General features: G+C 61.2%; 20 protein-coding genes. 5 read left to right on the top strand and 15 right to left on the bottom strand.

What is annotated here, in order from left to right; genetic code table 11:
* Window positions 1-76 precede the first annotated feature (76 nt).
* The 14 genes from H0Z09_RS25505 to dksA all read right to left on the bottom strand — a co-directional run bounded on the left by H0Z09_RS25505 (window position 77) and on the right by dksA (window position 19,651).
* Entirely contained in the window at window positions 77-2,995 is a 2,919-nt protein-coding gene (locus H0Z09_RS25505; protein WP_186694410.1) for a DUF748 domain-containing protein, read from the bottom strand.
* Window positions 2,996-3,082: 87 nt separating this feature from the next.
* A complete protein-coding gene (locus tag H0Z09_RS25500) occupies window positions 3,083-4,099 on the bottom strand; it encodes a class I SAM-dependent methyltransferase (RefSeq protein WP_186694408.1) in 1,017 nt (338 codons plus the stop codon).
* A 66-nt stretch (window positions 4,100-4,165) separates the two neighbouring features.
* Window positions 4,166-5,035, bottom strand: a complete 870-nt coding sequence (locus H0Z09_RS25495) for an oxygenase MpaB family protein (RefSeq protein WP_186694406.1) — start codon at window positions 5,033-5,035, stop codon at window positions 4,166-4,168.
* Between the two features lie 16 nt (window positions 5,036-5,051).
* Complete coding sequence (gene acs / locus H0Z09_RS25490; protein WP_186694403.1) at window positions 5,052-6,989, bottom strand: acetate--CoA ligase; 1,938 nt, start codon at window positions 6,987-6,989, stop codon at window positions 5,052-5,054.
* 105 nt (window positions 6,990-7,094) lie between these two features.
* A complete protein-coding gene (gene pgi / locus H0Z09_RS25485; protein ID WP_076952848.1) occupies window positions 7,095-8,759 on the bottom strand; it encodes a glucose-6-phosphate isomerase in 1,665 nt (554 codons plus the stop codon).
* Window positions 8,760-8,984: 225 nt separating this feature from the next.
* The gene (gene panC, locus H0Z09_RS25480; protein ID WP_186694401.1) at window positions 8,985-9,836 is read right to left on the bottom strand and encodes a pantoate--beta-alanine ligase; all 852 of its coding nucleotides are present in this window, start codon (window positions 9,834-9,836) and stop codon (window positions 8,985-8,987) included.
* Complete coding sequence (gene panB / locus H0Z09_RS25475) at window positions 9,833-10,633, bottom strand: 3-methyl-2-oxobutanoate hydroxymethyltransferase (RefSeq protein ID WP_186694399.1); 801 nt, start codon at window positions 10,631-10,633, stop codon at window positions 9,833-9,835. Before panB ends, panC begins: the two co-directional genes overlap by 4 nt.
* Before the next feature lie 372 nt (window positions 10,634-11,005).
* Window positions 11,006-11,491, bottom strand: a complete 486-nt coding sequence (folK, locus tag H0Z09_RS25470) for a 2-amino-4-hydroxy-6-hydroxymethyldihydropteridine diphosphokinase (RefSeq protein WP_186694397.1) — start codon at window positions 11,489-11,491, stop codon at window positions 11,006-11,008.
* Window positions 11,492-11,493: 2 nt separating this feature from the next.
* Window positions 11,494-12,897 (bottom strand): polynucleotide adenylyltransferase PcnB, encoded by a 1,404-nt coding sequence (locus H0Z09_RS25465; protein WP_186694395.1) that lies wholly within the window; start codon window positions 12,895-12,897, stop codon window positions 11,494-11,496.
* A 709-nt stretch (window positions 12,898-13,606) separates the two neighbouring features.
* Window positions 13,607-15,037, bottom strand: a complete 1,431-nt coding sequence (locus H0Z09_RS25460) for a sigma-54 dependent transcriptional regulator (protein WP_076952853.1) — start codon at window positions 15,035-15,037, stop codon at window positions 13,607-13,609.
* A 22-nt stretch (window positions 15,038-15,059) separates the two neighbouring features.
* On the bottom strand, window positions 15,060-18,014 hold the full coding sequence (locus H0Z09_RS25455) for a sensor histidine kinase (protein WP_169377622.1): 2,955 nt from the start codon (window positions 18,012-18,014) through the stop codon (window positions 15,060-15,062).
* Window positions 17,998-18,174, bottom strand: coding sequence for a hypothetical protein (locus H0Z09_RS25450; protein WP_003176118.1), 177 nt, complete (start codon window positions 18,172-18,174; stop codon window positions 17,998-18,000). The genes H0Z09_RS25455 and H0Z09_RS25450 overlap by 17 nt, the downstream gene beginning before the upstream one ends.
* 62 nt (window positions 18,175-18,236) lie before the next feature.
* Window positions 18,237-19,124, bottom strand: coding sequence for a tRNA glutamyl-Q(34) synthetase GluQRS (gene gluQRS, locus H0Z09_RS25445; RefSeq protein WP_186694393.1), 888 nt, complete (start codon window positions 19,122-19,124; stop codon window positions 18,237-18,239).
* 83 nt (window positions 19,125-19,207) lie between these two features.
* Window positions 19,208-19,651 (bottom strand): RNA polymerase-binding protein DksA, encoded by a 444-nt coding sequence (gene dksA / locus H0Z09_RS25440; RefSeq protein WP_076952856.1) that lies wholly within the window; start codon window positions 19,649-19,651, stop codon window positions 19,208-19,210.
* 319 nt (window positions 19,652-19,970) lie between these two features.
* Here dksA and H0Z09_RS25435 point away from each other — a divergent pair, with 319 nt between their 5' ends.
* Both H0Z09_RS25435 and sfsA read left to right on the top strand, forming a co-directional pair.
* Window positions 19,971-21,143, top strand: a complete 1,173-nt coding sequence (locus tag H0Z09_RS25435) for a pyridoxal phosphate-dependent aminotransferase (protein WP_186694391.1) — start codon at window positions 19,971-19,973, stop codon at window positions 21,141-21,143.
* Window positions 21,143-21,853 (top strand): DNA/RNA nuclease SfsA, encoded by a 711-nt coding sequence (gene sfsA / locus H0Z09_RS25430; RefSeq protein WP_186694389.1) that lies wholly within the window; start codon window positions 21,143-21,145, stop codon window positions 21,851-21,853. Before H0Z09_RS25435 ends, sfsA begins: the two co-directional genes overlap by 1 nt.
* Here the strand turns inward: sfsA and H0Z09_RS25425 are convergent.
* Window positions 21,850-22,167: a Rieske 2Fe-2S domain-containing protein gene (locus H0Z09_RS25425; RefSeq protein ID WP_186694387.1), complete on the bottom strand. Its 318-nt coding sequence runs from the start codon at window positions 22,165-22,167 to the stop codon at window positions 21,850-21,852. The genes sfsA and H0Z09_RS25425 overlap by 4 nt on opposite strands.
* A gap of 156 nt (window positions 22,168-22,323) precedes the next feature.
* Between H0Z09_RS25425 and H0Z09_RS25420 the strand changes: the two genes are divergently transcribed.
* The 3 genes from H0Z09_RS25420 to H0Z09_RS25410 are packed head-to-tail and all read left to right on the top strand — an operon-like array spanning window position 22,324 to window position 25,003.
* Window positions 22,324-23,202 carry an ABC transporter substrate-binding protein gene (locus tag H0Z09_RS25420; RefSeq protein ID WP_186694385.1) on the top strand — a complete coding sequence of 293 codons (879 nt, stop codon included), beginning with the start codon at window positions 22,324-22,326 and terminating at the stop codon, window positions 23,200-23,202.
* The gene (locus tag H0Z09_RS25415) at window positions 23,199-24,236 is read left to right on the top strand and encodes an iron ABC transporter permease (protein ID WP_186694383.1); all 1,038 of its coding nucleotides are present in this window, start codon (window positions 23,199-23,201) and stop codon (window positions 24,234-24,236) included. Before H0Z09_RS25420 ends, H0Z09_RS25415 begins: the two co-directional genes overlap by 4 nt.
* Window positions 24,236-25,003, top strand: coding sequence for a heme ABC transporter ATP-binding protein (locus tag H0Z09_RS25410; protein WP_186694381.1), 768 nt, complete (start codon window positions 24,236-24,238; stop codon window positions 25,001-25,003). The genes H0Z09_RS25415 and H0Z09_RS25410 overlap by 1 nt, the downstream gene beginning before the upstream one ends.
* Window positions 25,004-25,233 lie beyond the last annotated feature (230 nt).

The following is a 25,233-nucleotide window of genomic DNA, read 5'->3' as shown; positions in this document are numbered from 1 at the left end:
GTCGATACATCATCAACTGATACGCCGCCTTCGCGAGCAAGCCCGCTCCCACAGTTTAAATTGTGTTGCTTGCGGATTACTCGGCATCCAGATGCATCGGCGTGACTACCCGACCATCTTTTTCAGCTTGCCCCAACTGCGCATCAATGAAGTACACCCGGTCATCCTCCAACTGCCCTTTATCCACCAGATAATCCTTGATGGTGCTGGCGCGGTCCTGGCCCAGTTGGCGCAGTAACACATCACTGGCGCTCCAGAATTTGATCACGCCGTCACGAAGCCTCGCACTGCGTTCGTCGCTGCTCAGGTCCTTCCACTCGGCCGGCGGTTGTTGTTTCAGGCGGGTGCGGTAGATGCCTTCGAGCAAGGGCGCCTTTTCTTTTTCGGGTACGACAAGCAGGGAAGCCTGGGCGGGCACCTTGTCGCCACGTCGCTGGAGGATCTTGTAGTAGTTGTATTGGTATTCACGTTCCAGTCGCTGTGCAGCGAGGAATGGGCCATCGCTGCTGGCGGCGGCAGTGCCTTCGATTTCCAGGCGCAGCGCAGGGCGTTCTTTCAGGGCCTTGGCCAGGGTGTTCAAGGCGCCCTCGGCGTCCTTGTTCAACTCGCTGGATCCTGCGGCGAACGACACATTACCGAGGTCTTCCGAGCCCCCGCCGGTCACCAGCCCGCCGATAAATTTGAAGGGCGCCGTTGCCGCGCGCAGCACCAGGTTACGCAGGGTCTGCCAAACAATCGGCATCACGCTGAATTGCGGGTTGTTCAGATCGCCTGTCACCGGCAATTCGATGGTGATCTTGCCATTTGTATCCTTGAGCAGCGCGACCGCCAGGCGAATTGGAAGGTCCACCGCATCGGCGCTGTCGACTTTCTCACCCAGTTGCAATTGCTCGACCACCACTTTGTTTTCGGCCTTCAACTGGCCCTTGGTGATCACATAGTGCAGGTCGAGGTTCAGGCGCCCCTTGCGGATACGGAACCCGGCGAACTTGCCGGAATAGGGGGTCAGGGTGGTCAGTTCGACACGTTTGAAACTGGTGGCAATGTCCAGCGCCGCCATGGGATCAAACGGGTTCACGCTGCCTTTGATGGTAACCGGCGCATAGCGGTCGACCTTGCCCTTGATATCAACGCTGGCCGGTTTGGCCTGGCGGCTGTCAATCGTGCCGATCTGCCCGTTGAGCTGTTGAATGGCGGTGGCGAAGTTTGGTGTAAGGCTGAAGTCGGCAAAGTTGGCCGAACCGTCGTTGATCGCGATCTGCCCGATACGGATGCCCAGGGGCTTTTCCTTGCTGGCAGGCTTGGCGCTTTTGTCGGCCGGTTGAGGGATCAACAGGTCATCGACGTTGGTGGTACGGTCATCGTTGATCATGAAGCGCGCATAGGGCTGCAGCAGGTTGACCTTGTCGATCGACAGGCTATCGCCGTGCTGGTAGTTGACGCCTTCGAGCACCAGTCGCTGCCATTTGACGAAGTCGCGGGTCTTGAGGGTGTCCAGCGTATGCAACTGGTCGACCTGCGCCCGCCCCGTGATCTGCAGCTTCAAGGGATCAGTGCTTTTCAGGTCGACATCGAGATTGCTGCCGAGCATGCCGCTGCGCAGTTCCAGGCGGATAAAGGGGCTGATATAGGACTGGGCAACCCGCAAGTCGATGTCCTGGGTATTTACCTTCAGCTTGGCGCTGACCGGGTTGAGGTTGACCGTGCCGCTCGCCTGGAGCTTGCCTTGCTTGCCCAGGCCCGTGTCGACCTTCAAGGTGAACGGGCTCTGGTTGAGGCTATCGAAATTCTGCACATCGACATTCAACGGGCCCAGTTCCAGCGCGACCGCAGGCTTGGCCCGGCGGTCTGCCAGGTGCACTTGATAGTTACGCAGTTGCACGTCCTTGAGCAGTACTTGCCAGGGCTTGCTGGGTGCGGCGGGTTCGGCTTTTGGCGAGTCGGCAGTGGCCGGCGCAGTGGCGAGCTCCGGCGCCTTGGCGGGTTTGCCGGGTTGGCTGGCGAACAGTTTTTGCCAGTCCAATTGGCCGTCGGCCTCAAGGGCCGCCCAGGTTTCCAGTTTGTTGCTGCGGATCTTGCCGACCACCACCTGCTGCTTGGCCAAGTCAACGGTGGTCTCGCTGACATCCAGGCGTTCCAGGCGTACCAATGGACGACCGTCCGGTGCCTTCATGGCAAAGGGCGCAATGCTGGCGGCGGTGTTGGTCAGGTTCAGCTCGGTCTCTTTGGCCAGGCTGAACTTATATTCGGTGCTGAAGTTGAGCACGCCATCTTCCAGCACCAGGGGCAGCGCGTCGCGTACATAGGGCCACCAGGCTTTCATCTTGCCATCGGTGACCTTCAAGGTGCCTTCGGAGGTGATCGGCACCAGGCTGAAGTTGCCTTTCCAGTCGATCTGCCCGCCTTCAGGCCCGGCTGCCACCAGCGTCATGTCGGCATTGTCTTCCGGCAGGGTACTGAGGTTTTTCAGTTCGAAGTCGAGGGTGTCATAAAGGAATTCGATAGGCTCGCTCGGGCGCAAGTCCTGGAAGTGCACATAACCGCCCGCCAGCTTGATGCTGTCGATACGCAACGGAAACGGTTTGGCATCAGGATCGGCAGGGGTTGGCTCGCTGGGTGGCAGCTTGAACAGCTGCGCCAGGTTCAGCTGGCCGGACTTGTTGAACAGCAGCTCGGTCTTGGGCTTGTCCAGTTGTACGTCAGCCAGGTGCAGGGCGCGGGTCCAGAGACTGTCGATCTGCAGGTTGGCGTAGAGACGCTCGAAACCCACCTGTTCCTTGCCGGGCTCACCGATTTTCAGCCCCCATGCCGTCACTTCCAGGCTGAACGGGTTTAGCTCGATCCGCTCGATCCGCGCCGGCACCGTGGCGTAATTGGCCAGTTGCTGGTTGGCAATGCGAAGCGCGATACCGGGGAGAATCAAAAAGCCCAGCAGGCTGTACAGGGCAAGGGCAGTCAACAAAGCGCCAGCGGCGCGGATCAATCCTTTGGGCATGGGGCGGCGCCATCTATGTCAAACAGGAGTGCCTTGGAGTATGGCACGGCTTTTCGGTTCCGAAGCGCTGGGCCTTTGGGAAACCTCTTACAGCTGAAGTATCAAGGTTTTCAACGGAGGCTGTTGATCCTGCGAGGGAAAGTCCGCGCCAGGCGTCATGATTTCCCAGTTACGCACCGGGCGCCCGGCTTTTTCCGCACAGCGCAGCACCTGCTCACGCCAATCCTGCATGCTGACTTTCGCCAGGTTGTTGCAGCAGATCAGCACACCATTGTCGGCGGTGGCGAGCAGCGCTGGCTTGAGCAGGCTCTGGTAGTCGCGCAGCAGGTCGACGGTGCCGAACGCGCTCTTGGCCCAGGCCGGAGGGTCGAGCAGCACCAGGTCGTATTGGCGTTGCTCCAGGCGTGGATAACTGGGCAGCTTTTGCCCGCGCCGCTGGGTGATCGGCAGACCGGCCAGTTGGCGGATCGCCGGAAAGTAGTCGGACTGCACGAATTGCATGGTCGGCAACTGCGGGTTCAGCAGGCCATTTTCGCGGCCGACCGCCAGGTTGCCCTCGGCAAAATCCAGGTTGCATACCTCGCGGGCACCCCCGGCGGCGGCGCTCAGGCCCACGCCGCAGGTGTAGGCGAACAGGTTCAGCACGCTTTTGCCGGCGCTGTGGGCCTTGACCCAGCCCCGCGTGCTACGCAGGTCCAGAAAGAGAAGCGGGTCTTGCCCCGCATGCCGCCCGCGCACGCGGTAATTGAGGCCCCATTCGTGGCCAACAAGATCGTCCAGTGCGGCGGGTTCGGCGCGGTATACCGTGTCTTCGCGGTCGATGCGCGAATTGCCACGGGAGCGGTCGTTGTACACCAGCAGCAGTTCCAGGCCCAAATGCTGGCTGACCTGCTGATGCAGGGCCAGCAGGTCTGCGCTTTCCAGGGCATTGTGGAAGCTCTGCACCAGTAATTGCCGGCCATAGCGGTCGATGGTCAGGCCGCCGGCGCCTTCCTGGCTGCCATGGAACAGCCGGTAGCAGTCGGTGCCCTGGGCGTGCAATTCGCCGATCAGGTCTTGGCGATGGTCGAGGGCGGCGCGCAGCGCCTGATTCAGGGAAGACATGGAGCGCGCCTGGCTAAGTAATGGATGGCAATGAGGGCGCGGAGTTTAACAGCTATGCGCCGTCGCCTACATCAACCCCATCCGCCGATGGGCGCGTTGCACCGAACCGTTGCGCATCGCCCAACGCAGCATCGGCGCACTGCGCTTGACCCCGGCACGGACCATCTGGCGCTGCAGCGGGCTCTGGTGTTGCTGGAGCATGGCGCTGGCCCAATCCGGCAGCAGGTCGAGCCCGGCCTGCATCATCAAACTGCCGAAGGGTTTGGCCAGCAGGCTGGGGGCGGGCGCATTGAGCAGCAAACGCAGCACTTCGCGGCTTCGGTCGTCGCACAGCAATTGCGGGCGGATGCGGGCCATGTAATCCGACATTTCCTGGCGAGAACGCGGAACATTCAGCGCGCCCAGGCGTTCCGCCACCAACGCAATTTCACTGTAGTAGCGGTCCTGGTCCGGACCCGAAAGGTGCTGGTTACGGTAGCGCAAATGCGCGGCCAGGAAGTTGCTGACTTCCGCCACATGCACCCAGGTCAGCAGGTCCGGGTCGCTGGCTGCATAAGGCCGCCCGTCCGGCGCATGCCCCACCACCTGCAGGTGAATGGTGCGGACTTTTTCGATCAGCCATTCGGCGTCTTTGCGCGAGCCAAAGGTGGTACCCGAGATGAACTGCGAGGTACGCCGCAAGCGCCCGAGCATGTCCTGGCGAAAATTCGAATGGTCCCACACGCCGGCCAGGGCCAATGGGTGCAAGGCTTGCAGCATCAAGGCACTGATGCCGCCAATGAGCATGCTGCTGAAATCACCATGGACTTGCCAGCTCACCGAGTCCGGCCCGAACAGGCCCGGGTCGCCCTTGGGGTTTTCCAGGTCCAGCTGGCCCAGCGCCAGGCCGGTCAGGCTCAGCAACTGGGTTTCGATACGGCTGCGGATAAATTCCATGGCGACTCAGGGGTTCCTATCGGTTCAGGCGTTTGTCGATCAGGCCTTCTACAACGCTGGGGTCGGCCAGCGTCGAAGTATCACCGAGGCTGTCGAGTTCGTTGCAGGCGATCTTGCGCAAAATCCTGCGCATGATCTTGCCGGAACGGGTTTTCGGCAAGGCCGGTGCCCATTGGATCAGTTCCGGCTTGGCAAAGCTGCCGATTTCCTTGCTGACCAATTCCAGCAGATGCTTTTTCAGCGCGTCGCTGGGCTCTACGCCATTCATGGGGGTGACAAAGGCATAGATGCCCTGGCCTTTGACGTCATGGGGATAGCCCACCACGGCGGCTTCGGCCACTTGGTCGTGCAACACCAGGGCACTTTCCACCTCGGCGGTGCCGATGCGGTGGCCGGAGACGTTGATCACATCGTCGATGCGCCCGGTGATCCAGTAATCGCCGTCCTCATCTCGCCGCGCGCCGTCACCGGTCAAGTAATAACCGGGGTAGGGTTTGAAATAGGTGTCGACCATGCGCTGCGGATCGCCATACACGCTGCGGATTTGCCCCGGCCAACTGGCCTTGATCGCCAGCACGCCGCTGCCGGCGCCACTGATTTCCTTGCCTTGCTCGTCGAGCAATACCGGCTGCACGCCGAACATCGGCCGGGTTGCGCAGCCGGGCTTGATCCGCTGGGCGCTCACCAATGGGCTGAGCATGATGCCGCCGGTCTCGGTCTGCCACCAGGTGTCCACGATCGGGCAGCGCTGTTCGCCGACTGCATTGAAGTACCAGTCCCAGGCTTCCGGGTTGATCGGCTCGCCCACGCTGCCGAGCAAGCGCAGGCTGGCGCGGGACGTGTTTTCCAGTGGGCCATGGCCCTCACGCATCAACGCGCGCAAGGCGGTGGGCGCGGTGTAGAAGATATTGACCTTGTGCTTGTCGATCACCTGCCAGAAGCGCGAGCTGTCCGGGTAGCTCGGCACGCCTTCGAACATCAGCGAGGTCGCGCCATTGGCCAGCGGACCGTACACGATGTAACTGTGACCGGTAACCCAGCCCACGTCGGCGGTGCACCAGAACACTTCGCCGTCGCGGTAGTCGAGTACGTATTTGAACGTCATGGCCGCTTGCAGCAGGTAGCCGCCTGTGGTGTGCAGCACGCCTTTGGGTTTGCCGGTGCTGCCGGAGGTGTAGAGGATGAACAGCGGGTCTTCGGCGTCCATCGGCTCGGGTGGGCAATCGTCGCTGGCGGCGTCGAGGGCCTGTTGATACTTGAGATCGCGGCCTTCGCTCCAATTGACGGTCGCACCGGTGCGTTCAACCACCAGCACCGTACTAACGTCGGGGCAACTGGCCAACGCCTTGTCTATATTCTGTTTCAGTGCCACCGGCTTGCCGCCGCGCACGCCCTCATCGGCGGTGATGACGGTGCGGCAGTCGGCGTCGAGGATCCGGTCGCGCAGGGCATCCGGCGAGAACCCGCCAAATACCACCGAGTGCACCGCGCCAATGCGTGTGCAGGCCAGCATGGCGTAGGCGGCTTCCGGGATCATCGGCATGTAGATGCACACCCGATCGCCTTTTTTCACGCCACGGCTTTTCAGCACATTGGCCAGGCGGCTGACGTTCTGGTGCAGTTGGCGGTAGGTGATGTTGGAGGATTTTGTCGGATCATCGCCTTCCCAGATGAAGGCCGGCTGATCGGCGCGTTGTGCCAGATGGCGGTCGATGCAGTTGTAGCTGACGTTCAACTGCCCGCCGGCAAACCATTGGGCGGCGCCGGTGTGGATGTCTGAGCGATGGACGCTGTGCCAGGGGGTAATCCAGTCGAGAAAGCCCTTGGCCTGTTCAGCCCAGAACGTGTCCGGCTGTTCGATGGATTGGCGGTAGAGGCGCTGATAGTCCTCTTGACTGAGTTGCGCAGCCCGGCGGACGGCATCGGCGGTGGGAAACGTGCTGATATCGAACATGAGCGATCCTTATTCTTGTTTTTGCGACAAGTCATAAAGATGCACCCTGTAAGGGGAGGGTTCAAGGCCAACCTCCAAACGGACGTTGGCCTTGCAAAACCTGGATCAGCCGCGGTGACGACCGCGGAAGTAGTTGATCAGGCCCTGGGTCGACGCATCGTCGGCCACGGTTTCCTCGGCACCGGTCAGGCGGTTGTAGACGCCCTTGCCCAGCTCTTTGCCGAGTTCCACGCCCCATTGGTCGAAGGCGTTGATACCCCAGATCACGCTCTGCACGAACACTTTGTGTTCATACATGGCGACCAGTGCGCCCAAGCGACGCGGGCTGATGCGCTCGACTACAAGGGTGTTGCTCGGCCGGTTGCCCGGGATCACCTTGTGCGGCGCGAGTTTCTGCACGTCTTCTTCCGGGATGCCCTTGTCGCGCAGCTCGGCTTCGGCTTCGCCGCGGGTCTTGCCGAGCATCAATGCCTGGCTCTGGGACAGGCAGTTGGCATACAGCCATTGATGGTGGTCGGACACCGGGTTGAAGCTGACGATCGGCACGATGAAGTCGGCCGGGATCAGTTGGGTCCCCTGGTGCAGCAACTGGTGGTAGGCATGCTGACCGTTGCAGCCCACGCCGCCCCAGATCACCGGGCCGGTATCGGTGCCCACCGGCGTACCGTCCTGGCGCACGCTCTTGCCGTTGGATTCCATGTCCAACTGTTGCAAGTGCTTGGTGATGTTACGCAGGTAGTGGTCGTACGGCAGGATCGCATGGCTCTGCGCACCCCAGAAGTTGCCGTACCACACGCCCAGCAGGCCCAGCAGTACCGGCATGTTCTGTTCGAACGGCGCGTTCTGGAAGTGCTGGTCCATGGTGTAGGCGCCGGACAGCAGTTCCTTGAAGTTGGACATGCCGATGGCCAGGGCGATTGGCAAGCCAATGGCCGACCACAGCGAGTAACGCCCGCCGACCCAGTCCCACATCGGGAAGATGTTCTCTTCGCGGATGCCGAAGGCAACCGCTGCCGCGTTATTGCTCGATACGGCGATGAAGTGCCGGTACAGCTCGGCTTCCGAGCCACCCTGGGCCAGGTACCAGGCGCGGGCGGCCTGGGCGTTCTTCAGGGTTTCCAGGGTGTTGAAGGATTTCGACGAGACGATAAACAGCGTGGTCTCGGCGCGCAGCTTCATGGTCAGTTCGTGGAACTCGCTGCCGTCGATGTTTGCCAGGTAGTGGCAGCGCACGCCTTTGTGGGCATAGGACAGCAGCGCTTCGGAGACCAGCTCCGGGCCGAGGAACGAGCCACCGATACCGATATTCACTACGTCGGTGATCGGCTTCTCGGTGTAGCCACGCCACAGGCCGTCATGGATGCGCCCGACCAGGTCGGTCATCTGGTTCAGCACCTTGTGCACGTCCGGCATGATGTTCACGCCGTTGACCGACAACTTGTCACCCACAGGGCGGCGCAGCGCAGTGTGCAGGGCTGGGCGGTGTTCGGAAGAGTTGACGGGTTCGCCGTTGTACAGCGCGTCGATCGCCGCTTTGAGGTCGACTTCCTTGGCCAGCGCCACCAGCAGGTCACGGGTTTCGCCGGTAATCAGGTTTTTGGAGTAATCGAGGAAAAGTCCGCAGCTGCTCAAGGTGAACTGTGAAAAACGCTGCGGATCGGCATTGAACGCTTCGCGCATGCTGAAATCCTGCATGGCTTGGCGATGTTGATTGAGCGCTTGCCAGGCGGGCAGAGCGGTAACGTCATGAGGAGTGCGGTAGTACGCCATCGCTGCGGGTTTCCTTTTTATTACGGGGACTGCCTTTAGGACACTTCTGGGTCCGGAACGTCCAAATTTTCATCAGGCAATGGGTTCCGGACAGCGCTAACCATAGCGCAGGGCGATTACATTAAACCTAGCGTGTCGATATGTCTTGGCTTTGTCTGCGCTGTGGCCGGTACTTTTTTATACCGGCGCAACGAGAAGAGCAACGAGAACCGCGACGAGAGAGGGTCAGTCGAGGGTCAGGTGCAGGTTGTCGATGAGGCGGGTGGCGCCCAGGTACGCCGCGACCAGGATCACGATATCGCGGTCTTCGGCCGTGGCCGGGCGCAGATGTACGCCCTGGCGTACTTCGAGGTAGTCCAGGCGCAGCCCGGCGGCTTCGATCTGCCCGACCTGCTCGGCGCGCAGCCTGGCAAAGTCACGCTCACCGGCTTTGATCGCCGCGCCAATCTGGCTGAGGCAGCGGTACAGCACTGGCGCGATGGCGCGTTGCTCGTCGGTGAGGTAGCCGTTGCGTGATGACAGCGCGAGGCCGTCGTCGGCGCGCACGGTGGGCTCGCCGATGATCTGGATCGGCATGTTCAGGTCGTGGACCATGGCGCGGATCACCGCCAGCTGCTGATAGTCCTTTTGGCCAAACACCGCCATGTCCGGCTGGACCATGTTGAACAGCTTGCTGACCACCGTCGCCACGCCTTCGAAGTGCCCCGGACGGCTGGCGCCGCACAGGCCTTCAGACAGCTGCGGCACGCTGATACGGGTCTGGCCGGTGGTGCCGCCGGGGTACATTTCCTCGACGGTGGGCGCGAACAGCAGGTTGCAGCCGGCCTGCAGCAGCTTTTCCTGGTCGGCAGCCAAGGTGCGCGGGTATGTGTCCAGGTCTTCGCCGGCGCCGAACTGCAGCGGGTTGACGAAGATGCTGGCGACGACGAAATCCGCCTGCTGGGCAGCCTTGGTCACCAGGGTGGCATGGCCGCTGTGAAGGTTGCCCATGGTGGGCACCAAGCCGATGCGCTTGCCGGCGCTACGGGCATGGGTCACGGCAGCCCGTAGTTCACGTAGGGTTTTAACGGTGTTCATGCGGAGAATCCGTGTTCGGCGCCTGGAAAGGTCACGCCTTTGACTTCAGCCACGTAGGCGCTCAATGCGTCGTGGATACTGGTTTGGCCGGCCATGAAATTCTTCACGAATTTGGGCACGCGGCCGCTGATCGACAGGCCGAGCATGTCGTGCAGCACCAGCACTTGGCCATCGGTGGCCGAACCCGCGCCAATCCCGATCACCGGCACTTTAACGGCCTGGGTGATTTCGGCCGCCAGTTCGCTGGGCACGCATTCGAGCAGGATCATCGCTGCGCCCGCTTGCTCCAGGGCGATGGCGTCGGCACGCATCTGGCGCGCCTGGGCTTCATTGCGGCCTTGTACCTTGTAGCCGCCGAGGAGGTTGACCGACTGCGGCGTCAGGCCCATGTGCGCGCATACCGGCACGCCGCGCTCCGCCAGCAGGCGGATCGATTCGGCCAGCCATACGGCGCCTTCCACTTTGATCATGTGTGCACCGGCTTGCATCAGCTTGCCGGCATTCTGGAACGTCTGTTCGAGTGTGGCGTAACCCATGAACGGCATGTCGGCGATGATGAAGGCGCCATCGTTACCGCGCTTGACGCTGGCGGTGTGGTAGGCAAGTTCATCGGTGGTCACGGGCAGTGTGCTGTCATTCCCTTGAAGCACCATGCCCAGGGAGTCACCCACCAGCAACACTTCGACCCCGGCCTGGCAACTGGCTTGGGCAAAGGTGGCGTCATAGCAGGTCAGCATGGTGATTTTTTCACCTTTGAGCTTGAGGCTCTGCAAGGTGGTCAGGGTAATGTCTGGCATGAAAAGGGTCCTCGTTCAGGCGCTTGGAAACAGCGAGTAACGCGCGTGAGTCTTCGTTTATACAGGCGCACTGTCTTGAGAGCAGTGCTTATAAGGCCTGGATTGCGCCCTTAAGCGCCGGGTTGGCGGCAGCGGGACGCCTATAGTCGTGAGGAGGACACGGGAAGTCAATTGGATGTGTTACCGCATTGTTACGAGGGCGGTGTTACCGCTGTTACTGATGCGATTCAGCAGGTCGTGCGCTGGTTCGGCCCTTACTGAGTATCAAATGTGGGAGCGGGCTTGCTCGCGAATGCGATGTATCAGTCGGTGCATTGGGTAGCTGACCCACCGCTTTCGCGAGCAAGCCCGCTCTCCCACAGGGGGACAGCGTCAGGCAATGGCCAGGCGTTCCAGGCCAGCAAACGGACACGCCGCCAGCAGGTCGCTCAAGTGCTGGCCGTCCGGTAGCAGAAAATCTGCCGGCGCCAGTTCAGCCAACGGGTACAGCACAAACGCCCGCAGGTGCATCTGATAATGCGGCACCTTCAAGCGCGGCTCGTCGATCAGGCGATCCCCGAACAGCAGGATGTCCAGGTCAAGGGTGCGTGGGCCCCAACGCTCAAGGCGTTCGCGGCCCTGATCGTTCTCGATGGCTTGCAGCGCATCCAGCAGCTCCAGGGGCGCAAGGCTGCCGTCCAAGGCGGCAACCGCGTTGGTGTAGCGCGGCTGGCCCGGGAGCAGGGAATCACTTTGATAGAAGGCAGAGACGCCAGCGAGGGTGGTGCCCGGCAATTGCGCCAGTGCCTCGATAGCACTGCGCAATTGCTTGTCCGGGGCCGCCAGGTTACTGCCCATGCCGATGTAGATACGTTCCACGTTTAGTCGCCTGCGGCGCCCGACGCATCAGCGGCGCTGCGTTTGCGTTTGGTGCCACTGCGACGACGCTTCTTCGGCCCCTCACCAACGCCATCGCCTTTGCCGGCGAGGTCGCGAATCATGTCGCGGCGCTCGCTGTCATTGGCGTCCTGGTAGTCGGTCCACCATTCACCGAGGCCGTCAGTCTGCTCGCCGGCGCTTTCACGCAGCAGCAGAAAGTCATAACCGGCGCGGAAACGCGGATTATCGAGCAACAGGTCGGCACGCTTGCCGCTACGGCGCGGCAGGCGCTCCTGCATGTCCCAGATCTCGCGGATCGGCATGGTGAAACGTTTAGGGATTGCAATGCGCTGGCACTGCTCGGCGATCAGCTCATGCGCGGCTTCCTGCATGGCCGGGATCGGCGGCATGCCACGGTCTTGCAGGCGCAATACGCGTTTCGGCAAGGCGGGCCACAGCAGGGCGGCAAACAGGAATGCCGGGGTTACCGGCTTGTTCTGCTTGATGCGCAGGTCCGTGTTGATCAGCGCTTCGCTGATCAGCGTATGGGTATAGGTCGGGTTGTATTCCAGCGCCTCGGCACTGGCCGGGAACAGCGGGTCGAACAATTGCAGGTCGACGAGCATTTCGAAGGTGTCGGCGGCATAGCCCGAAAGGAACAGCTTGAGCACTTCTTCGAACAGGCGCGCCGAGGGAATTTCCCGCAGCATCGGTGCCAGCTCGCGGATCGGCGCAGCGGTGTGCTTCTCGATACCGAAATTCAGCTTGGCGGCAAAACGCACCGCACGCAGCATGCGCACCGGGTCTTCCTGGTAACGCTTGACCGGATCACCGATCAGGCGGATCAGATGGTTGCGAATATCGTGCACGCCATTGGCGTAATCGAGAATGCGCTCGCTGACCGGGTCGTAGTACAGGGCGTTGATGGTGAAGTCGCGGCGTTGCGCGTCTTCTTCCAAGGTGCCGTAGACGTTGTCGCGCAGGATACGTCCGCTCTCGTTGCGGGAAGACTGGTTGGTGTCTTCCTCTTCATCGTTTTGCGGGTGGCCGGCGCGGAACGTCGCGACCTCGATGATTTCGCGACCGAAGTGGATATGCACCAGCTTGAAACGGCGGCCGATGATCCGCGCGTTACGAAACTCGGCGCGTATCTGCTCGGGCGTGGCACTGGTGGCGACGTCGAAGTCCTTGGGCGTGATGTTGAGCAACATGTCGCGTACGCAGCCACCCACCAGATAGGCCTGGTAGCCGGCGTTCTGCAAACGTTCGACGATGTTCACCGCATAGCGGCTGAATTGAGCGCGCTGCAATGAATGCTGATTGCTGTTAAGCACTTCAGGCGTGCTGCGAATGTGTTGCGTACGACGCAAGGGAGAACGGAATGACTGGAACAACTTCTTCAGCATGGGATGCACTGTTTGAAGGAATGTTCGGCCATAACGAAGAATGACCGCATGATGGGCCGGGATTCTAGCATTTAGTCGGGGGATGGTGTAGGAACAAGCTGCGAGCCTTGCGTCAAAAGCGTTTGAGCATCAAAACGGCGCGAAACAGCGGAAACTACAAGGGGAGCCGAAGCTCCCCCAGAAGTAGTTGCGTGCTCTATTTTTATTATGGGTTGCGGGCTTCTTGTTTTTGTTGATCGCCCTCGCCATGAAGCTTCACCTTCATGACACTCCCAATCGGGAGCCAAGAGCAAACGGATTGCTTTGGTCGCTGTGTTGCTGATCTACGATCCAACCAGTTCAGGCTCTGCCTTAGGGCAGTTTTTTGTTGTTCTCGGCCTGGTTGCGGGGCAAGCCCCAAATGCAACGCCTCTCCAAAAGAATCAGTTAGCTGCGCCTCCGCCGTGTTGTTTTTGTTATGCGTGAGTCGATTCGTCTTATTTTTATTGTCTTGTACTGAGCTTGTTATTGTTTTTGTACTAAGCATATAGCAGGGTGCGTGCCAACTTTTGCATCGGCCAGTAAAACCGGGGGTTTAAGGCGGTTTCGGGTTTTTGACGGGCCAAAAAAAGCCGGGGCTTCGTTACCGTAAGCCCCGGCTTTTGTTACGCGAAATATCTGCGGTAACAGTTTTTTCACATCTGAGGGTGTTACCTGTGGGGGCGCACCCTCAGCTCTCGCTGGCTACACCCGTCTTGCGGCGTGGAATGCCCAGGCGCTGTCGGCGTTCCCACAGGCATTTACGGCTTACGCCCAGTTTGCGAGCCAACTCGGTCTCGGTCATATGGTCCTGATGCTCAAGGACAAAGTGCTGGAAATAATCTTCCAGTGACAGATCCTCCGTCGGCTCATGGCTGGTATTGCTACCGCCGCCCTGCTGAGGGGCCAGACCGACGAAATCGTCGTCGTCCAGGTCGCTCAGTTCGATATCGATGCCCAGCAGCTCGGCAGAAATCTCCGGACTTTCCGAGAGGATTACCGCACGCTCGACGGCATTCTCCAGCTCGCGCACGTTGCCCGGCCACGAGTAATGCCGAATCGCCTGCTCGGCGTCCGCGGCGAACTTCAGGTCGGTGCGGTTGATGCGCGCGCTCTGGCGCAGCAGGAACGCCTGGGCGATCTCATTGACGTCGGCGCCACGTTCACGCAGGGGCGGGAGCTTGAGGGCGATCACGTGCAGGCGATAGTACAAGTCTTCACGGAACTGGCCGATCTTGGCCAGGCTCTTCAGGTCGCGGTGGGTAGCGGCGATCAGGCGTACATCGACCTTTTGCGACTGCACCGAGCCTACACGGCGGATCTCGCCTTCCTGCAGCACGCGCAGCAACCGCGCCTGGGCTTCCAGGGGCAGTTCGCCGATTTCATCAAGGAACAAGGTGCCACCGTCCGCCGCCTCCACCAAGCCCGCACGCCCGGCGCTGGCGCCGGTAAACGCACCTTTCTCGTGGCCGAACAGCTCCGACTCGATCAGGGATTCGGGAATCGCCGCACAGTTCACCGAGATCATCGGCGCCTTGGCACGCTTGGACAGGTTGTGCAGGGCGCGCGCTACCAGTTCTTTACCGGTGCCTGATTCGCCCTGGATCAATACATTGGAGTCGGTCGGGGCGACTTTGCGGATCTTGCTGTACAGGTCCTGCATCGGTGGGCAGGAACCGATGATGCCGATCTCGCCGTTGCTGTTGTCGACGCTGGGTTTGTCGGCGGTTTTGCCCGCCGGGCGCGGCTCGGCCGGCGCACTGCTGGCCGACTGGCGGTCACGCAGGATGCGGGCCACGGCTTGAAGCATTTCGTCATGGTCGAAAGGCTTGGCGATGTAGTCCACCGCGCCCATCTTCATGGAGTCTACCGCCGAGCGCAGGCTGGCGTAGCTGGTCATGATCAGCACCGGGGTGCCCTGGCCAAGCTTGATCAACTCGGTGCCAGGCGCGCCAGGCAGGCGCAGGTCGCTGACAATCAGGTCGAACGTGGGAATGCTGAAACGCTCCTGGGCTTCCTGCACCGAGCCGGCTTCGCTGACCTGGTACTGATTTCGTTCAAGCAGGCGACGCAAGGCAGAGCGGATGATGGTTTCGTCTTCGACGATCAAAATGTGCGGCATTGATTCAATTCTCTCGACGGTCTCAGTTCACAGCGGACGTCGCTTCGACATGACGCGGCAAGGTCACCCGGATACGGGTGCCGCGTTGGCTTTCGGTGTCAGCCGGGCTGTCGATGGTGATTTGTCCATAATGCTCTTCAACGATGGAATAGACCAGTGCAAGGCCCAGACCGGTACCTTCACCGGGGTCCTTGGTGGTGAAGAAGGGTTCGAACAATCGGTCCATGATGTTCTGTGGAATACCGCTACCTTCATCTTCGACGATCAGATCGACCGTATGTTCGAAAGCCTCGGTCTTGACGCGTACCGCGCTGCCGGCCGGCGTTGCATCGCGGGCGTTGGACAGCAGGTTGATCAGTACCTGGGCCAGGCGTTGTGAGTCGCCATCCACCCAATGGTCGGGGTCGCACAAATTGAAGAACTGTACTTCGAAATTGCGCCGGTTCAAGGCCAGCAGCCCAATGGCATCCTGTGCCACCTCGGCCAGGCACACCGCTTCGTCCTGGTTCTGATGGCCGCCTGCGTGGGCGAAGCTCATCAACGACTGCACGATGCGCGACACGCGTTTGGTCTGTTCGAGGATCTGGCCGCTGATCTCGATGATTTCGCCGTCCTCTTCCCGCTCTTCCCGCAGGTTCTGCGCGAGGCAGGCGATACCGGTGATCGGATTGCCGATTTCGTGGGCCACGCCCGCCGCCAGCCGGCCGATGCTGGCCAGGCGTTCGGAGTGCACCAGCTTGTCTTCGAGCATCTGGGTTTCGGTCAGGTCTTCCACCAGCAACACCAGGCCGCTGTTACCGGGCGCCAGGGGTTCGTCGATGGCGGCTTTGTGCAGGTTCAACCAGCGAGTCTGGCCATCGAGGGCCAGGTGCTGCTTGTGCAAGTGCTCGTCGGGCAGGTCGATAAATCCTTGTAACAATTCTTTCCAGGGTTCGCCCAGGGTATTCAGGCGTGAACCGACCACCCGCTGCGCGGCGATGCCGGTGAGTTCTTCCATGGCCTTGTTCCACATCAGGATCTCCTGATCCTTGGCCAGGGAGCACACGCCCATCGGCAGTTCCTGCAGGGTTTGGCGGTGATAGCGGCGCAAGGCATCGAGTTCGGCGGCGAGACCTGTGAGGCGTGAGTGGTAATCCTCCAGTCGGCTCTCGATGAAATGGATGTCTTCGGTGACGTAGTTTTCGCCGCCGGCCTTGTAGGGCAGGAAGGTTTCCACCATGTCCTGGGACACGCTCGGCCCCATCAGCCCCGACAAGTTGGCTTCGATACGGTCACGCAGGCGACGCAGTGCATACGGCCGGCGTTCGTCGAACGGCAGGTAAAGATCGCGCAGTGCCTGTTCCACTTCCTTTTGCGCCGCCTTTGCGCCCAGGGGCTTGGCCAGTTGCGTGGCGAACTCCTGGGGCGAGGCCGCGTGCAATTCTCGGCGTTGCGGGCGGCGCACGTTGTCCACCGCACAGGCTTCGGCGGCGCTGGTTTCTTCCGGGCTGGCGTTGGTGAACAGCGAGATCAGGGTGAACATCAAGACGTTGGCGGCCAGGGATGCAATCGCCGCCATGTGCCAACTGGTGTCGTCCAGTACGTAAATCATGTTCAGCAAGGGGATATAGAAGCCCTGCAGGTTACCGACCAGTGGCAGCAACATGGTGACGATCCAAACCAGGATCCCCGCCAGCAGCCCGGCGATGAAACCGCGACGGTTGGCGGTCGGCCAGTACAGCACCGACAGCACCCCCGGCAGGAACTGCAAGGTGGCGACGAACGCGACGATCCCCAGGTTGGCCAGGTCTTGCCCGGGGCCGAGCAACAGGTAGAACCCGTAGCCGGCCATGATGATCGCGACGATCAGCGCGCGCCGTGTCCATTTCAGCCAACGGTAGATATTGCCTTCGGCCGGCGGCTGGTACAGCGGCAGTACCAGATGGTTGAGCGCCATGCCCGATAACGCCAGCGTCGTGACGATGATCAAGCCGCTGGCGGCGGACAAACCGCCCACGTACGCCAGCAATGCCAGGGATTTGCTATTGGCGGCAATGCCCACGCCAAGGGTGAAGTACTCGGGGTTGGTGGTGGCCCCCAGCTTCAAGCCGGCCCACAGGATCAGCGGTACCGCCAGGCTCATCAACAGCAGGAACAGCGGCAAGCCCCAACTGGCGCTGACCAGCGAGCGCGGGTTGAGGTTTTCGGTAAAGGTCATGTGGTACATGTGCGGCATTACGATTGCCGAGGCGAAGAACACCAGCAGCAGGGTGCGCCATGGGCCTTCCTGCAGCGGGGTGTGCAAGGCGGCGAGGGCGGTCTGGTTTTGCAGCAGCCACAGTTCCAGCTGCTGCGGGCCGTCGAATACGCCGTAGAGCGCATACAGGCCGACGCCGCCGATGGCGATCAGCTTGATCACCGACTCGAAGGCAATCGCGAACACCAGGCCTTGGTGTTTCTCGCGGGTGGCGATATGGCGCGAGCCGAAGAAAATCGTGAACAGCGTGATCAGCGCGCAGAAGGCCAGCGCAACGCGATGCTGCACGGGTTCGCGGGTGAGGATGCTGATGGAGTCGGCCACAGCCTGAATCTGCAGGGCCAGCAACGGCAAGACGCCGATCAGCATGAAAATCGTGGTCAGCGCGCCGGCCCAGGTGCTGCGAAAGCGAAAGGCGAACAGGTCGGCAAGCGACGACAGCTGGTAGGTACGGGTGATCTTCAGGATCGGGTACAGCAGCACCGGCGCCAGCAGAAACGCGCCGGACACCCCGAGGTAACTGGACAGAAAACCATAACCGTACTGATAGGCCAGTCCTACGGTGCCATAAAACGCCCAGGCACTGGCGTACACGCCCAGGGACAAGGTATAGGTCAACGGATGGCGAATGATCGCCCGCGGAATCATTCCGCGCTCACTGATCCAGGCGACGCCGAACAACGCGGCCAGGTAGGCGGCGCTGATCAGCAGCATCTGGGTGAGGCTAAAGCTCATCGGCATCTTTTTGGCTCTGCAGGATGAAAGTCACGACGATCAGGATCAGCCACAGCAGATAAGGGCGATACCAGGCGCCCGTGGCGTCGATCCACCAATCCATGATGGCGGGGGAAAACAGGTAGATCCCGACGACCAGCAGCAGGACCAATCGATAGATATACATGTTGGCCTCTGAATGAAAAACTGCGGCGATGGTAACGGATGGCTGGCAAGCTGCAAGCGCCTTCAGCTCAATTGCGCTTCGGCCAGGGTCAGTGTGCGGGGGATCCGTGTGGCGTCCCAGTGGGCGACGCCCCAATCCAGCAGTTCGCGTGGGCTGGCGTGCAGCAGCTCGGCGCCGGGTTGCTGGCCAAGGGCGCGCAGTGCTCTCACTAGCAGGGGCGTGGCCTGGTCGGGTGTCAACGGCGGCGATCGGTAGGATTTACCCAACTTGTTGCCGTCCGGCTGGACGATCAGCGGCACGTGCAGGTAGCGCGGTTGGCGCAGGCCCAGCAATTCCTGCAGATACAGTTGGCGTGGCGTGGAGTCCAGCAGGTCGGCGCCGCGTACGATATCGGTCACGCCTTGCCAGGCATCGTCGAGAACCACCGCCAGTTGATAAGCATAAAGGCCGTCACGCCGGCGAATGACGAAATCGCCGACTTCGCGGCCCAGGTGCTGTCGGAACTCGCCTTGAACGCGGTCGGTAAAGTGGTACGCAAGCTCGGGCACACGCAAACGGATAGCGGCATCTTGCTGGTCGTGGCCGGCATTGCGGCACAGGCCGGGGTAAATCCCGTTGTAGGGTTCCAGTTGTTTGCGCGAACAGGTGCAGGCGTAGGCCAGGCCGTGGTTGAACAGGTCGTTCAGCACTTTGGCGTAGGCTTCGTACCGCTCGCTTTGTCGGACTGTTTCCCCGTCCCATTCAAAGCCGTAGCTTTCCAGCGCCTGCAGGATCGCCGCCTGGGCACCGGGCTCTTCGCGGGGCGGGTCGAGGTCTTCCATGCGCATCAGCCAGCGGCCACTGTTTGCGCGGGCGTCGAGGTAGGAGGCGAGGGCGGCGACCAGGGAGCCGAAATGCAAATGGCCGCTGGGTGTGGGGGCAAAGCGCCCGATATAGGTAGAGGCTGTCATGGACCGGATACTACTGGAAATTCGGTAAACGCCAGGAACAAAAATGGGGCGTTTGCACGCCCCATTCATTCAGCTCGGCAGAGTTACTTGCCGACCTGTTTTTCCTTGATTTCGGCCAAGGTCTTGCAGTCTACGCAGAGGTCCGCGGTCGGGCGGGCTTCCAGGCGACGGATACCGATCTCGACACCGCAGGATTCGCACCAGCCGTATTCTTCGTCTTCGATCAGTTGCAGCGTCTTGTCGATTTTCTTGATCAGCTTGCGCTCGCGATCGCGGGCGCGCAGTTCGAGGGCGAATTCCTCTTCCTGGCTGGCACGGTCTGCCGGGTCAGGGAAGTTGGCGGCTTCGTCCTTCATATGGTCAACCGTGCGGTCGACTTCCTGCATCAAGTCCTGCTTCCACTTCTTCAGGATATTGGAGAAGTGCTTGCGCATGGACTCGCTCATGTACTCCTCACCCTTTGTTTCTACATAGGGTGTGAAGCCGCTGAGGGCTGAGGGTTGTTGTTGCTTTGCCTGGGTGGACATGAATAGACCGCCTCTCACTCTTCTAATCCATTGCGCAGGATTTCAACGTCACCGACACCTGCCGGCCCTGCGGCTGCAAGCGGGCGAACTTACCAGATAGATTCGGGGTGCGCCACTCCCGGCTGTCGAGGCCCATCCCGTCAGTGTCGCAAACCGCGACAGCCCGTCGTAGGTGGGTATGTATCCTCTCAACGGTTGATTTTAGTCGTTTTGCAGGCGCTTGCCCGACCTGCATGCGCCGCCGGACAGGCAATAGAACATGTTTTACCGCCGTGGTTCGGTAGAATCCGGATTTTGTCCTCACCGTTAAGGAAGGCTAATGGCCCAGCCCTACAGTGCGCGCAGTCGCGCCATCGAACCTTTTCATGTCATGGCATTGCTGGCGCGGGCCAATGAGCTGCAAGCCGCCGGCCATGACGTGATCCACCTGGAAATCGGCGAGCCGGATTTCACCACCGCCGAGCCGATCATCCAGGCCGGCCAGGCGGCATTGGCCAATGGCAAGACCCGCTACACCGCGGCCCGTGGCCTGCCGGAACTGCGCGAGGCCATCAGCGGTTTCTATCAACAGCGCTATGGCCTGAACGTGGACCCCGAGCGCATCCTGATCACCCCCGGTGGTTCCGGTGCCCTGTTACTGGCCAGCAGCCTGCTGGTCGATCCGGGCAAGCATTGGCTGCTCGCAGACCCTGGTTACCCATGCAACCGCCATTTCCTGCGGCTGGTGGAGGGCGCGGCGCAGTTGGTGCCGGTCGGCCCTGACGTGCGCTATCAACTGACCGCCGACCTGGTGGCCCGGCACTGGAATCAGGACAGCGTCGGCGCACTGGTGGCATCCCCGGCCAACCCGACCGGGACGATCCTCACCCGTAATGAATTGGCCGCGCTTTCGCGGGCAATCAACGCGCGTAACGGTCATCTGGTCGTGGATGAGATTTATCATGGCCTCACCTACGGCACAGACGCCGCCAGCGTGCTGGAAGTCGACGACGATGCGTTCGTCCTTAATAGTTTTTCCAAGTATTTCGGCATGACCGGTTGGCGCCTGGGTTGGCTGGTTGCGCCACCGGCGGCAGTGGGTGAGCTGGAGAAACTGGCGCAAAACCTCTACATCAGTGCGCCAAGCATGGCCCAACATGCGGCGCTGGCATGTTTCACCCCGCAGACCCTGGGCATTCTGGAAGAGCGCCGCGCTGAATTCGGCCGCCGTCGCGACTTCCTGCTACCGGCCCTGCGCGAGCTGGGCTTCGGCATTGCCGTTGAACCGGAAGGTGCGTTCTATTTATATGCGGATATCCGCGCGTTCGGCGGGGATGCCTTCGCGTTCTGCCGTCATTTCCTGGAGACCGAACATGTGGCCTTTACCCCCGGCCTGGATTTCGGACGCTACCAGGCCGGTCACCATGTGCGCTTTGCCTACACGCAAAACATTGATCGGCTACAGCAGGCGGTGGAGCGAATCGCCCGTGGATTGCGGAGTTGGCAAGGCTGATGCATTTTTATCCTCCCCTCGAAGAAGCGCGGCTCATCCGCCGCTATAAGCGTTTTCTCACCGATATCGAAACCGTTACCGGCGAGTTATTGACCATTCACTGCCCGAACACCGGCTCGATGCTCAATTGCATGGTCGAAGGCGGGCAGGTCTGGTTCAGTCGTTCCAATGACCCCAAGCGTAAGTTGCCCGGCACCTGGGAAATCGCCGAGACGCCCCAGGGGCGTCTGGCGTGTGTGAACACGGCGCGGGCCAATCAATTGGTGGAAGAGGCGTTGCGTGCCGGGGTGATTACGGAGCTCAACGGTTTCACCGCATTGAAGCGTGAAGTGCCCTACGGTCAGGAGAAAAGCCGAATCGACTTTCGCCTGGACTACCCCCATGGGGCTGCGTTTGTCGAAGTCAAAAGCGTGACCTTGGGCTTTGATGGCTCTTCGGTTGCCGCCTTCCCCGATGCCGTCACCCAGCGCGGCGCGAAGCACTTGCGCGAGCTGGCCTACTTGGCGCGCAGCGGGGTGCGGGCGGTGCAGTTGTATTGCGTCAATCTTTCGGGGATCGATGCCGTGCGCCCGGCCGTGGAAATCGACGCGGCCTACGCTGCTGCCCTGCGCGAAGCCAAGGCGGCGGGGGTGGAAGTGCTGGCCTATGGGGTGCGGGTGACATCTGCGGAGATTTGCGTGGACCGGCGTCTGGACGTGTTGTTCGACTAGAGTTCCACCCACAATCCTTGGGCGTCTTCGCGGCCGGGCAGGGCGATGAGGCTTTGCCCGGCGCACGGCCCGGCAATGCATTCGCCACTCTCGATCAGGAACAGGGCGCCGTGAGTGGCGCATTGGATCAGGCTGGCGCTGGCGTCGAGAAACTGGCCGGGCTGCCAATCCAGCGGGATGCCGCGATGAGGGCAGCGGTTGAGGTAGAAGTAGGCAACGCCGTCCCGGCGCACCGCCAACAGCTTGCAGCCGTCGATGTCAAAACCGAGGCTGCAGTCGGGCGCGAGCGCGTCGGAGGGGCAGAGAAACTTCATTTCAATCCTTAAGTGCCTTGACGTTCAAATGCAAACAATTATCAAATGCCGGCTTCGCCCGTTAGCTGACTGGGCGCTCAATACGATGCCGGGCAGGGGTTATCTGTCACATCGATGAGTGCTTGAGCGGCCCTGCCCTTGGAAGGAAACCCTGTTATGCGCCTGAGTGCCAGCGCTATCGCGCTTGTTGCTTCCCTGCTGGTCAATCATGGGGCCCAGGCCTCGGAACTGCCGCAGCGCTGGGTCAGTGCCGGTGGGGCGCTGTCGGAATGGGTAACGGCCATGGGCGGCGAATCGAAATTGGTGGGGGTGGACACCACCAGCCAGCATCCCGAGTCCCTCAGGGCACTGCCGAGCATCGGTTACCAGCGGCAATTGTCGGCGGAAGGCATTCTGAGTCTGCGTCCGCAGGTGCTGGTAGGTACCGAAGAAATGGGCCCACCGCCGGTGCTGGCGCAGGTCCGCAACGCGGGTGTGCAGGTAGAGATGTTTTCGGCGCAGCCGGACCTGCAGGCGTTGAAAGACAACCTTCAGCACTTGGGCAAGTTGCTGGGCAACGGCGCCAAGGCTAGCGAGCTGTTTGCCGGGTATGAACAGGCACTGGAGCAGCAGAAGCGTTGGGTGGCCAAGGCCCAGTCCACTCAAAAGACGCCTGGCGTATTGCTATTGCTTGGCCATGCGGGCGGCAAGCCGCTGATTGCAGGCAAAGACACGGCGGCTGACTGGATGCTGCAACAAGCGGGCGGACGTAATCTGGCAACCCATAGCGGCTACAAGCCGTTTTCCATGGAGTCATTGGCGGGGTTGAGCCCGGATGTGCTGGTGTTTGCCGATCGCGCCCTGACCGGTGAGGCGGCGCGTGCGGCACTGTTCAAGGAAAATCCGATCCTGGCATCGACGCCGGCGGCCCGTGACGGGCGGGTGTTTGAGGTGGACCCCACTTTGCTGGTCGGCGGGCTTGGGCCGCGCCTGCCGCAAAGCCTGGTGGAACTCTCTGCCGGTTTTTATCCGTCCCAGCCTAAGCCTGCCCCATGACCACGCTGGTTAAACCCAAGACCTTGTTTATCGGGTTGGCACTGCTGTGCTTACTGGCCATCTGGTTATCCCTGGCGTTGGGGCCGGTCAGTCTGCCATTGCTGGATACGCTCAAGGCCGCATTGCGTTTGATGGGGTTGCCGATCGAGGCCCAGGGGTTGGAGCAGGCTGAACTGATCCTGGGGCAGATCCGTTTGCCGCGTACGTTGCTGGGCTTGGCAGTCGGCGGCGTGCTGGCCCTGTCGGGCGTGGCGATGCAGGGATTGTTTCGCAATCCGCTGGCTGATCCGGGGTTGGTAGGGGTTTCCAGTGGTGCTGCGCTGGGCGCGGCGGTGGCGATTGTCGGTGGTTCGTTTTTCGGCGGTTTGCCGGAGGCGTTCGGGCCTTATGTTTTATCTGTGTGCGCATTTCTTGGCGGCTTGGGCGTGACGGCGCTGGTTTATCGACTGGGCCGGCGCAACGGCCAGACCAACGTCGCGACCATGCTGCTCGCCGGCATTGCCTTGACGGCGCTCGCCGGTTCGGCGGTGGGCCTGTTCACCTACCTGGCCGACGACGCCACCTTGCGCACTCTCACGTTTTGGAATCTGGGCAGCCTCAACGGCGCCAGCTATTCGCGTTTATGGCCGTTGCTGCTGGTGAGCGCGGGTGTCGCGCTGTGGTTGCCGCGCCGAGCCAGGGCGCTGAATGCATTGCTGCTCGGTGAGTCGGAGGCCGGTCACCTCGGTATTGATGTAGAGAGGCTCAAGCGCGAGTTGGTGTTCTGCACCGCCTTAGGCGTGGGGGCTGCGGTGGCCGCAGCGGGCATGATCGGGTTTGTGGGGCTGGTGGTTCCGCATCTGGTGCGATTGCTGGCGGGGCCGGATCATCGAGTCTTGCTGCCGGCATCGTTATTGGCGGGTGCAAGCTTGTTGCTGTTTGCCGATCTGGTTGCGCGCCTGGCATTGGCGCCGGCTGAGTTGCCCATCGGTATTGTCACTGCGTTTATCGGCGCGCCGCTCTTTCTATACCTATTGTTGCGGGGGCGTGCTTGATGCTGCGTGTGGAGGACCTGCAGATCCGTCGCGGTCGCAAAACAGTGTTGGCGGATGTCACGCTCGACCTGCTGCCGGGTGAAGTGCTGGGCGTGCTGGGGCCCAATGGCGCGGGTAAGAGTACGTTGCTCAGTGCTTTGTGCGGTGAGTTGCATCCCGCCCAGGGCAAAGTGTTGTTGGATCAACGCCCATTGGCTGATTGGAGTGGCGTGCAGCGCGCACAACGCCTGGCGGTATTGCCACAGGCCTCGACGTTGGACTTCGCCTTCCGTGTCGAAGAGGTTGTAGGCATGGGTCGCTTGCCTCACCAGACCGGGCGCGTGCGCGATGACGAGATTATCGAGGCGGCCTTGCAGGCGGCGGATGTCGTCCATTTGAGCGGCCGCAGCTACTTGGCGCTGTCGGGTGGAGAACGGCAACGGGTGCACCTGGCGCGCGTGTTGGCGCAGTTATGGCCGGGCGAGGCGGGGCAGACGTTGCTGTTGGATGAGCCGACGTCGATGCTGGATCCCTTGCATCAGCACACCACCTTGCAGGCCATTCGTAGCTTTGCCAATCGGGGGGCTGCAGTATTGGTGATCCTTCACGACTTGAACCTGGCGGCCCGTTACTGTGATCGCATTCTGCTGCTGGAGGCCGGCCGCCCCCATGCCTTGGATACGCCCGCGCAGGTGATGCAGCCTGAGCCGCTCAAAGCCGTGTTTGGCCTGGATGTGCTGGTGCAGCCGCACCCGGAGCGTGGGCATCCGCTGATCATTGCGCGCTGAAGTTGGCGTTTGCAGGCAGCTTTCGACAGGTAAAAAAAGACCCGGCAAAAGCCGGGTCAAATAACCGTGATTAGCCTGATGAGGAGATAATCTGAGAGTCCGAACCAATGGTCTTTCAGTTATCGGCTGATCTCGCGACCAGTTGTGATAATCATAACGATTCTCATTTGAGAGTCAACCTTTGTTTTTGCCTGTTCTGCGCGTTTTCTCAAACACCTGTTCGGACGGCC

This window comes from Pseudomonas sp. SWRI18 (genome assembly GCF_014268345.1).
In the GTDB taxonomy this organism is placed as follows: Bacteria; Pseudomonadota; Gammaproteobacteria; order Pseudomonadales; family Pseudomonadaceae; genus Aquipseudomonas; species Aquipseudomonas cedrina.
This window is presented reverse-complemented; position numbering and strand designations above follow the sequence as displayed.

Bases quoted from the DNA above. Each gene is read 5' to 3' on its own strand.
- H0Z09_RS25505 (WP_186694410.1), bottom strand. From the start codon at position 2,995: ATGCCCAAAGGATTGATCCGCGCCGCTGGCGCTTTGTTGACTGCCCTT.
- H0Z09_RS25460 (WP_076952853.1), bottom strand. From the start codon at position 15,037: ATGCCGCACATTTTGATCGTCGAAGACGAAACCATCATCCGCTCTGCC.
- H0Z09_RS25425 (WP_186694387.1), bottom strand. From the start codon at position 22,167: ATGAAGTTTCTCTGCCCCTCCGACGCGCTCGCGCCCGACTGCAGCCTC.
- sfsA (WP_186694389.1), top strand. From the start codon at position 21,143: ATGCATTTTTATCCTCCCCTCGAAGAAGCGCGGCTCATCCGCCGCTAT.
- panC (WP_186694401.1), bottom strand. From the start codon at position 9,836: ATGAACACCGTTAAAACCCTACGTGAACTACGGGCTGCCGTGACCCAT.
- H0Z09_RS25435 (WP_186694391.1), top strand. From the start codon at position 19,971: ATGGCCCAGCCCTACAGTGCGCGCAGTCGCGCCATCGAACCTTTTCAT.
- H0Z09_RS25450 (WP_003176118.1), bottom strand. From the start codon at position 18,174: ATGTATATCTATCGATTGGTCCTGCTGCTGGTCGTCGGGATCTACCTG.
- dksA (WP_076952856.1), bottom strand. From the start codon at position 19,651: ATGTCCACCCAGGCAAAGCAACAACAACCCTCAGCCCTCAGCGGCTTC.
- H0Z09_RS25415 (WP_186694383.1), top strand. From the start codon at position 23,199: ATGACCACGCTGGTTAAACCCAAGACCTTGTTTATCGGGTTGGCACTG.
- H0Z09_RS25410 (WP_186694381.1), top strand. From the start codon at position 24,236: ATGCTGCGTGTGGAGGACCTGCAGATCCGTCGCGGTCGCAAAACAGTG.
- H0Z09_RS25420 (WP_186694385.1), top strand. From the start codon at position 22,324: ATGCGCCTGAGTGCCAGCGCTATCGCGCTTGTTGCTTCCCTGCTGGTC.
- H0Z09_RS25500 (WP_186694408.1), bottom strand. From the start codon at position 4,099: ATGTCTTCCCTGAATCAGGCGCTGCGCGCCGCCCTCGACCATCGCCAA.
- acs (WP_186694403.1), bottom strand. From the start codon at position 6,989: ATGTTCGATATCAGCACGTTTCCCACCGCCGATGCCGTCCGCCGGGCT.
- H0Z09_RS25455 (WP_169377622.1), bottom strand. From the start codon at position 18,014: ATGCCGATGAGCTTTAGCCTCACCCAGATGCTGCTGATCAGCGCCGCC.
- gluQRS (WP_186694393.1), bottom strand. From the start codon at position 19,124: ATGACAGCCTCTACCTATATCGGGCGCTTTGCCCCCACACCCAGCGGC.
- panB (WP_186694399.1), bottom strand. From the start codon at position 10,633: ATGCCAGACATTACCCTGACCACCTTGCAGAGCCTCAAGCTCAAAGGT.
- H0Z09_RS25495 (WP_186694406.1), bottom strand. From the start codon at position 5,035: ATGGAATTTATCCGCAGCCGTATCGAAACCCAGTTGCTGAGCCTGACC.
- H0Z09_RS25465 (WP_186694395.1), bottom strand. From the start codon at position 12,897: ATGCTGAAGAAGTTGTTCCAGTCATTCCGTTCTCCCTTGCGTCGTACG.
- pgi (WP_076952848.1), bottom strand. From the start codon at position 8,759: ATGGCGTACTACCGCACTCCTCATGACGTTACCGCTCTGCCCGCCTGG.